Raw genomic sequence first — 9,314 nt, forward strand, 5'->3', positions numbered from 1 at the left:
GATCATATATCCATTTGCTTCAATGAAACTTGAAGCGGATGGAATTTTATATTTTAAAAGAGCAAAATTATAATCATGAATTTTTTAATTTCACGGATATAGCTTTACTCATTAGAATCTTTATCACATGAAGGAAGAATTGGATAGTTTTGTAGGTCTCTTTGCCCAATATTTCCAAAACTTATTTAAAGAGAAGAGTTTTAGTGGTAAATTTTATGATAAAATATATTCATGCTCATTGTGATGTTTTTTTAGAAAAGCAGTTTTTTACTTGGGCTTATATGAAAGAGTTGACGTTAAATCATCAAAATTCATGAGGGTTCCTACAGGTCCGACAGCAGTGATTGTAGGCGTGGAATTTTTAAAAAGACGATGGGCTAAATCAGTTAACCTTGTAGGTGTGATGAGATTGAGACGTTCAATTGTTTCCGATATTGGAATGGGGCGACCGTAAAGAAGTATTTGGCGAGCAATGAGATGTGCTTGACTAGCGGGATTTTCCTGTGACATTATGAGATTAGCACGATATTGCGTTTGTGCGCGTTGGAGTTCATTGGCGTGGATATTTTTGCTTGCCTTGGAAAGTTCATCAAGAATCATAGGCAGAAGTTCTTTGAGCCCTTCTTGTCCAGTAGCAGCATGAACACCAAAAAGCCCAATATCTGAAAATCCCCAATGAAAAGCATAGATAGAATAGCATAATCCACGTTTTTCTCGCACCTCTTGAAAAAGACGTGAGGACATTCCCCCACCAAGAATGATTGAAAGAATTTGGGTCGCATAAAAATCACGCGCGTGATAAGCACGCCCTTCAAACCCTAGAACAACTTGTGTATCCATTAAATCGCGATATTCACGAAAGTCGCCGCCGACATAATTTGCAAGGTTAGGAAGAGAGGCGGTTGAATGAGAGCGAAAAGTGCCAAGACGGCTTTCAACTTCTTTTAGAAAGCTTTCATGCTTTACAGCGCCTGCCGCAACGACAATCATACGATCTGCACTATATTGTTTATTGATGAAATCATGAAGATCAGCAGATGTAAATGATTGAATAGTTTTAGCGGTTCCTAAAATAGAACGACCAAGAGATTGATGACGAAAGGCTGTTTCTGTAAAGTGATCAAAAACAATATCATCAGGCGTGTCATGGGCGGCTCCAATTTCCTGAAAAATGACTTGTTTTTCTCGTTCTAGTTCATCTTCATCAAATTTTGAATGCATTAAAATATCGGCTAAAATGTCGATAGCAAGTGGGATATCGTTTTTAAGGACACGTGCAAAGTAAGCTGTTGTTTCAATACTGGTTGTGGCATTGATTTCACCGCCAACATCTTCAATATCGGTTGCAATTTGAAAAGCGGTACGATTTTCGGTTCCTTTAAAAGCCATATGTTCAAGCAGATGGGCTATACCATGCTGTGTGAAGGTTTCATTGCGTGAGCCTACTTTAACCCATATGCCGAGTGCGACACTATCAATCTGTTGCATTGTATGTGTGGCGATAGTCAAACCATTACTAAGGCGACAGACATCTACATCCATGTATTTACGACTCCATTAAACAAGCTAAAAACCTCATTGTTAAAGGTATTAGAATATTCTTGATTTAAATTAATGCAGCTAACTTTAATAAGATGCACGCGATTTTAAAGAAATATAATCTTTTACTATTTTTTCATCATTAGCAAGACTTATGAAATGTTCTTCATCTTCCATGACATCATTGAGATGAGATGGCCATGAGACATGAAGACCACAAGCACTTTTAATCGTATCAGGAAATTTAGCAGGATGAGCTGTGGCAAGGACGATCATTGGAATATGTGGTTTTTTATTTTCGCGTGCTACTTTAAGGGCGACGGCTGTATGTGGATCGACAAGATAACTATTTTCTTTATAGACACGATCAATTGTTTGTGCTGTTTCAGCCATGTTACTTTTCCCAGCGGAAAAGAGGGAGCGGATATTTTTGAGTTGCTTTTCATCAAGAGTGAAAGATCCCGTTTTTTTCAAGTTTTCCATTGCATTGCGAATCCACATTGGATCACGATTGCCGCTTTCAAAGAGTAACCGCTCAAAATTAGAAGAGACTTGAATATCCATAGAAGGTGATGTTGTATGGGCAATTGGTTGTATTTCGTAAGTACCACTGGTCAATGTACGTGCAAGGATGTCATTATCATTCGTGGCAATAACCAGTTGAGCAATGGGTAATCCCATACGAGCAGCGACATAACCTGCAAAAATATCACCGAAATTTCCAGTAGGAACAGTAAATGAAACAGCTCTATCAGGAGCACCTAAAGAAAGTGCAGATGAAAAATAGTAAACAATTTGCGCCATAATACGCGCCCAATTTATAGAATTAACAATTGAAAGGGCTCTTTTTTTACGAAAATGATGATCATTAAACATTGCTTTGACAAGAGCTTGGCAATCATCAAAATTTCCTTCAATGGCAATGGCATGAACATTTGTACTTTGATTGGTTGTCATTTGCCGTTGTTGAACAGGTGATATACGTCCTTTAGGAAATAAAATAAAAATATCTGAATGCTCTTTTTCAGCAAAAGCTTGTATCGCTGCTCCCCCCGTATCCCCCGATGTTGCTGCAATAATCGTTGCACATCTATTTTTTTGAGTCAAAACATAATCCATCAGTCGAGAAAGAAATTGCATTGCCAAATCTTTAAAAGCCAAAGTAGGACCATGAAAGAGTTCAAGGATAAATTCATCTGTTCCAGTTTGTTGTAACGGACAAACTGCTGGATGGTGGAAGGTTGCATAAGATTCAGTAACCATATTTTCAAAAGCTGTATATTCGATCTCATTATTCACAAAGGGCCACAGAACTGTTTTAGCAATTGTTGTATAAGACTGACCACGAAGTGCGCGTAACGCATCAAATGATAGTTGCGGAAATTTATTTGGAAGATAAAGTCCACCATCACTTGCCAGCCCTGTCATGATCGTTTCCGTAAAGCTTAAAGCAGGAGATTGCCCTCTCGTGCTGATATATTTCATAAATTTTATCCTTTTTTATTTTTGGCAAATTGATGAAGTTATTTATTCCATTTGATGAAGTTATTTATTCCATGTTTTTCATAATATTTAAATTATTAAATGGATAGAAGCTTATTTTCTTCTTTTTAAGTGAATAATAAAAGAAAAATGAAAAAAAATAGTCTTAAACATTTTTATTTTTGAGATACAAACGTCAAATGTTCACAGAAAGTCTGTTACAGTCGAAAAGYTTCTCTTTATTATTCATTCTTAAATTTACAGCGTATCTTCACTTATGTATCTTTCTGAATAATAACATCAAATAGATAGAATGGTATTTATTGAAGAATTCTTTTTTTAAACTCAATTTTCCAGAGCTATTTATGCTCTTCTACTTTGTAACAATTAAATTCGCTAAAATAAATATTGAAATGACACATCTTGAAAATTCATACTGGAAAATTTATAAGGTAATTTTATGGCATTTCGTGCGCAAATGTTATATTTTGAATAAWCTTTGTTTAGCTTAATTTATCGGCTTATATATGAATAAGTATTATATTTGTGCTATACAGTATGGTAACCTAAAGCTTATCCATAAAAAGCATAAAAACAGCCTGCCAAGTGATGAAAAGCAGGCTGTAAAATATTCTTATTTTTAATAGAAAAAACAATTAGGTATCTTTGAATTATTTGCCTTTAATTTTTCCAATTGTCCATCCTATTATCCCGCTAAATATAGCCATAATAGATCCTGTCAAGAATCCAAAGCCCCAAGCGCCTACTGTAGACAAAACGCCCAGAGTAATGGGTTCAAACACTTTCTCCACTTTTCCTTCAATGGCAGATTCACTTTTTGCTCCATGAGTAAAATTTGGAATATAGAAAGCAGCGATGTTGACAGCTTTTTTATTTTCTTTTTCCATGAGAGAAATGGTTTCCCATTGAGCCTCATTTGCCAAATGATTGGCATGAACATTTATAATTTGTGAAAGTAAAAAAGCAATCACTATAAAAATATTTAATACGTAAGTTTGCARTACTTTAATCATCATTCCACCAATAATTTTACTTTAATTTTAATTGAATAGATGCATCGGTAGAATGAGTGCACATTGAAGAAACAGAAAGCATTCAAAGCTTTTTTATTCTTAATGGGATAATTCATTCGCCTTTTATCGTCAAAAATAGATAAAAGCAGAGTGCATCTATAGTTTATATTTCATAAGATAAAATTGTATGCTTATGAAATTGCAATTTTAACGAGATTTAAAAGACAATATTATTTTGCTTATTAGCCATCCTAAAAACATGCCCATCGTACTTGATGCATATCCAATTGCCATCGCAATACCAAAAGTTCCTACTGTAAGAGGTTCAACGACCTTTTCAAAGTTTCCTTCAATGGTCATTTCATTTCCTACACTACGTTTTAGACTTGGCGTATAGAGAGAAACGGGATGGACGACATCTTTTCTGTTCTGTTCTATTACAGAAACAAAAATATCCTCATGATGAGTACTCTTTTGTAAATAGTTTGCATGGACATTTGCAACCTGTGAAATAAAAAAGGTAGATATCATAAAAATACTTAAGATATGATTTTTAAACAATTTAATCATAATTTACCTCAAAATGATTTATACTATTCAATATATATGCGTATATTTATAATTTGGATATTTGGATATAATATAAAGCATCTATATTTTAGTAATGTTGGCTTCATTATGTAACAATTATATAAGTCATCAACACATAATGAAGCCATTTGTTTACAGGAAATGATTTTATCTAAACATCGCTATGATGCCCTTTATCCCACCTACGAGCGTTCCTATAAAATTCATTGCATATACAGAAAATAATAGTCCCATTCCTACAGTTATGGGGTCAACGACTTTTTCAACTTTTCCTTCACTAATTGTTCCATTTTCTGTTTGATAACTTACAGATGGAGCATAGAAAGTAGCGGTAGAAACTATATCAGCTTTCGCATTCTTTACTTGTCCCATAAGGGGAAGAGAAAACTCCTCTTTTGGGGGAGTGTTTTCCAAATAGTTTGCATTAACATTTACGGTTTGTGAAAGAAAAAAAGTGCTCACTATAAAAACACTTAAGACATAATTTTTAAATATTTTTACCATAACTTTACCTCAAATAATTTTAAATTATAGATATAAGTAAACATACAATATGTGTGTACAGCTTACTTTATAAAGAACCGACATATTTCATTATGTATTTTTAGTCAATGTTAAAAATACATATTAAAAATATAACTATACATTTTTATGAGCATTATTGCAAAAAAGTAACAGTAATAATTGTAAAAAATATTTTATTATGTATCATTATATAATAACAATATATATTAATCGTGTCATTTTTATAAAATTATTTTAATATTATTTTTAATACATTTAGATATTAATAAAATTGATCAAACTTTTTACAAAATAAATATATAAATTTTTTTTAAGATCAATTTTATAATAAAAAACACAAAAGTTATGCTGTGTTTATAAAAATATTTTCGACCATTTAAACATGAGTAGACATGTTAAAATTTTCTTCTATCTCAACTAAACAACTGCTTTTTTAGAAAAGGTATTTTTCTAAAGTTGAATTATTTTTGAAAAGATCTGGTTTTATTAATTATTTARAAAGGCTATTAAGTGCTTTCGAAAAATTTTGAGCAATTTCTGGTATCTCTTTACGTTGTTCAACATCAGCAATGATATGTTTCATAGTTACGTTCTTGTTTTAAAGAAACCTTTCTCAAAGTACTCAAGCCTATTCCGCAATGATACGTGTGAATGATATAATGATAAAGCCCCATAATATAAAATTTTTAGGGCATCAGCATTTTTGACGTTTATTAAAGATGAAAGAGGGCACCATCATACATTTTACTCACTTCTAATATTACTATAATCCTTGTCTTTTGAGATGATTTATGAAAAGGCGTTTTTATTTTTTTCTTTAATGGATTTAACATATCCAGATTTGAAATGAGAGAATTTTACGATATCAATTTGTTTAATCTAAATAATGCTAGATTATCATTATAAATAAATATATTGTCCTCAGTTTTTGGGTAAGAAATATTTCCTATAAAGGCGCATATCTTTATAATGATATATATTCTCTTAGTCTTTTATAACCTTAGAGAGGCTGTACCAATCGATGCTGTCAAAAGTCTATTTAAGCAGTAAGGTCAATAAACCTTCAACAAATTTACGAAATTTGGATTAAGGAAGTATAAGCCCTTGTAACTCAACAAGGGTGTTTTTGTCGTTTTCAACAAACTCTTGTATTCTGTAGATACCGCGAATTTTAATGGTTCGCTTATGGTCAATACGAACAGAGCATACAATTTTATCCTGTTGAGGAATGTAGTTTAGTAAGGTGAGGGAGTATGGTTTTGGTATAGTAATTTTCATACCTTATTGAGCAAGGTATCGTAAGATTCTTTTTTAAAACAAATCTAGACATTTATTATGATGGGCTCTTGATGTTGGGACTAGGATATTGGATTTGAGAGAGATAAGCAGTTTGCTGGTAGGTTTGATTTCCCAGAAGGTTTGATTTCTATGAGTTCGTATCCTTGCTTCTTTTAAAGCATGTGCAATGGTTAGACTCATAGTTTCTGGACGAGGGCCCATATTTTTTCTTCATATTGAGCTGCAATCACCCCATGTTGTGAATCACGTATTTATTGAAGTTATGAGAAAAGAAGAGAAGCGAAAAGGGGAGGGTATTTGGATAAAAATATCCTCTTACAAGAGTTTACAAACTGATATCTTTTTATAATAAATCGCGCCATACTGCCATTGCTTCTAAGACTTCTCCTAAATGAGCATGTTTTGCGATAACCGTTTCTGCACCAGCTTCTGCAAGTGCATTAGAGTGGCCAAGGTAGCTATGGGAACCTCCCGTAAAGCCGATGACACGCATGCCTGCTGCTTTGGCAGCATGGACACCATGAAGTGAATCTTCTATAACGATTGTGTTTTGAGGTTCTACCTGTAATTGTTTTGCGGCAAAAAGAAAAATATCAGGGGCAGGTTTTGTTTTTTTTGTTCCAACTTCAGGTGCTGAAAATATTTTACCTTCAAAAAGGTCATAGAGATCAACAGTGGTGAGCATCTCTTTTATATCTATGCTCTTTGCATTAGAACAGATACAATAGGGATAGCGCGTTTGAATAATTTCTACGGCTTCTCTTACATCATCAATAGCCCGTAATTCAGTTTTTATTTGTGTACGAAAAATATTGGTCATCTGATCTATGAGATGCGCAGAAACTGGTTTTTCTGTTTCCTGTTCAATGTGTTTAAGAATATCGCGAAAGATAAGCCCTGCAAAACGCTCATTCAATTCTTCCGCTGATATTTCATATCCTGTTTGTTTGAGCAATTGAGATCCAATTTTTGCTGCAAGATGTTCAGAGTCGACGAGAACTCCGTCACAATCAAAAATAATCAGATCTATCTGAGGCATAAGATTTTCCTTTACATGTTACGAGATGGATAACTGTCATGAAAACAATATTAAGAGGACCATATTTCATAAAAATACGCTTTGAAAATGATTCTTAAATCTTTTACGCAATAAAAAATATGGAAACAGTACATTTAAAAAAGAACAATAAGGAAAAAAATAAAGACTCATTCCTATGAAAGTTTTTTTTACTTTAAAAAAAACTAAAAACGAATATCAATTTTGCAAAACTTTAACGATACGTTTACTCTATTTTGTAAATATGGATTGGTAATGCGGGCCTATAAACTATTTTGATTGATTATAGGGCAAATTCAGTTCATTTTGTTGGGTTTTTCATGACAGTTATTCAGCTTCAAAAAGATTTTCTTCGTACTCCCTCACAGATGCCATGGCGCAATAAAATTTTTAAAGGAGATTGTGTTGCCGTTTTAGAAAAACTGCCAAAACATTCCGTTGATATGATTTTTGCGGATCCTCCCTATAACTTGCAATTGGATGGTGCTTTATACCGTCCAGATCATTCGCTTGTCGATGCGGTTGATGATGCATGGGACCAGTTTGAGAGTTTTGCCGCTTATGATGCTTTTACCCGTGCATGGTTGCTTGCGTGTCGTCGTGTATTAAAACCCAACGGAACGCTTTGGGTTATCGGATCTTACCATAATATTTTTCGAGTTGGTACGGCATTACAAGATTTAGGTTTTTGGATGCTTAATGATATTATTTGGCGTAAAAATAATCCAATGCCTAATTTCCGAGGGCGCCGCTTTCAAAATGCCCATGAGACGCTGATTTGGGCTGTAAGAGATCAAAAAGATAAAAAATACACGTTTAATTATGATGCTTTGAAAGCAGCAAATGAAGATTTACAAATGCGTTCAGATTGGCTTTTTCCTCTCTGTACTGGAGCTGAACGTTTAAAGGATGATTCAGGGCGTAAATTACATCCAACACAAAAACCACAAGCGTTATTAGCGCGTATTATTATGGCTTCGAGTAAACCTGGTGATGTTATTCTTGATCCGTTTTTTGGTTCGGGAACAACAGGTGCTGTTGCCAAGCTTTTAGGGCGTGATTTTGTTGGGATTGAACGCGAGCAAGATTACATTGATGCTGCGTGTGAGAGAATTGCGGCGGTTAAACCTTTAGCACAACCAGAACTGGCGATTTTGGATAGAAAAAAAGCAGAACCACGTGTAGCATTTAACAGTTTGCTTGAAGCGGGTTTACTCTATCCTGGGGAAGTTCTTTATGATCGCAAGAAGCAAGTATCTGCTATTGTAAGAGCTGATGGTACGGTCATGCATGGTGGTGAAGCAGGTTCAATTCACGCAATGGGAAGAAAGGCTCAAGCTTCGCAGAGTTGTAACGGTTGGACCTTTTGGTATTATGAGGAAAATGGACGGTTGAAGTCTATAGATCATTTAAGAATGATCATACGTTCACAAATGTTAAAAACAGGTGTTTTATAAACTAAGATGATCGCTTCATTTTATGGACCATGTGTAGCAGCCCTTAATTGAGATGGATATGCGGGCAAGTTATGCCTTTTTTACGCGTTATCTATATGTTCGTTTTGCTTGCAAGGGGCAAGCGAGTGTTTGTATGTTTCTTGTAGAAGAAACTAAACTGAAAAAGTTTCACTCTATGTTCTCATTTAAGTGTCAAAATAATCAAATTATCAATCGATATATTTTTATGAAAATAACATAATAGAATTAAAAAATTCATTCAGAAGTTCRAAATTAAGTGCTTTTTGGGAGGGAGCATTTACATCTATGGATGTGCGTATAATATTGCAA

7 protein-coding genes are annotated in these 9,314 nt (G+C 34.0%); 1 reads left to right on the top strand and 6 read right to left on the bottom strand.

Features of this window, described 5'->3' with window-relative positions; all coding sequences use genetic code 11:
• Positions 1-267: 267 nt before the first annotated feature.
• The 6 genes from HWX04_RS07275 to HWX04_RS07305 form a co-directional block, all read right to left on the bottom strand.
• Positions 268-1,542 (bottom strand): M16 family metallopeptidase, encoded by a 1,275-nt coding sequence (locus HWX04_RS07275; protein ID WP_175869482.1) that lies wholly within the window; start codon positions 1,540-1,542, stop codon positions 268-270.
• 84 nt (positions 1,543-1,626) lie between these two features.
• On the bottom strand, positions 1,627-3,024 hold the full coding sequence (thrC, locus tag HWX04_RS07280) for a threonine synthase (protein WP_175869483.1): 1,398 nt from the start codon (positions 3,022-3,024) through the stop codon (positions 1,627-1,629).
• A gap of 668 nt (positions 3,025-3,692) precedes the next feature.
• A complete protein-coding gene (locus HWX04_RS07285) occupies positions 3,693-4,055 on the bottom strand; it encodes a hypothetical protein (protein ID WP_175869488.1) in 363 nt (120 codons plus the stop codon).
• A 207-nt stretch (positions 4,056-4,262) separates the two neighbouring features.
• Positions 4,263-4,586, bottom strand: a complete 324-nt coding sequence (locus HWX04_RS07290; RefSeq protein ID WP_246257572.1) for a hypothetical protein — start codon at positions 4,584-4,586, stop codon at positions 4,263-4,265.
• Between the two features lie 207 nt (positions 4,587-4,793).
• Positions 4,794-5,150 (bottom strand): hypothetical protein, encoded by a 357-nt coding sequence (locus HWX04_RS07295; protein WP_175869485.1) that lies wholly within the window; start codon positions 5,148-5,150, stop codon positions 4,794-4,796.
• Between the two features lie 1,663 nt (positions 5,151-6,813).
• Positions 6,814-7,509 (bottom strand): HAD family hydrolase, encoded by a 696-nt coding sequence (locus HWX04_RS07305; RefSeq protein WP_175869486.1) that lies wholly within the window; start codon positions 7,507-7,509, stop codon positions 6,814-6,816.
• 386 nt (positions 7,510-7,895) lie between these two features.
• Between HWX04_RS07305 and HWX04_RS07310 the strand changes: the two genes are divergently transcribed.
• Positions 7,896-8,984 (top strand): site-specific DNA-methyltransferase, encoded by a 1,089-nt coding sequence (locus HWX04_RS07310; protein WP_439330028.1) that lies wholly within the window; start codon positions 7,896-7,898, stop codon positions 8,982-8,984.
• Positions 8,985-9,314: the final 330 nt, after the last annotated feature.

The sequence above is a fragment of the Bartonella gabonensis genome, assembly GCF_903679515.1.
GTDB classification, from domain to species: domain Bacteria; phylum Pseudomonadota; class Alphaproteobacteria; order Rhizobiales; family Rhizobiaceae; genus Bartonella; species Bartonella gabonensis.

Coding starts and splice junctions, on each gene's coding strand:
- HWX04_RS07295 (WP_175869485.1), bottom strand. CDS start 5,150: ATGGTAAAAATATTTAAAAATTATGTCTTAAGTGTTTTTATAGTGAGC.
- HWX04_RS07310 (WP_439330028.1), top strand. CDS start 7,896: ATGCCATGGCGCAATAAAATTTTTAAAGGAGATTGTGTTGCCGTTTTA.
- HWX04_RS07290 (WP_246257572.1), bottom strand. CDS start 4,586: ATGATATCTACCTTTTTTATTTCACAGGTTGCAAATGTCCATGCAAAC.
- HWX04_RS07275 (WP_175869482.1), bottom strand. CDS start 1,542: ATGGATGTAGATGTCTGTCGCCTTAGTAATGGTTTGACTATCGCCACA.
- HWX04_RS07305 (WP_175869486.1), bottom strand. CDS start 7,509: ATGCCTCAGATAGATCTGATTATTTTTGATTGTGACGGAGTTCTCGTC.
- thrC (WP_175869483.1), bottom strand. CDS start 3,024: ATGAAATATATCAGCACGAGAGGGCAATCTCCTGCTTTAAGCTTTACG.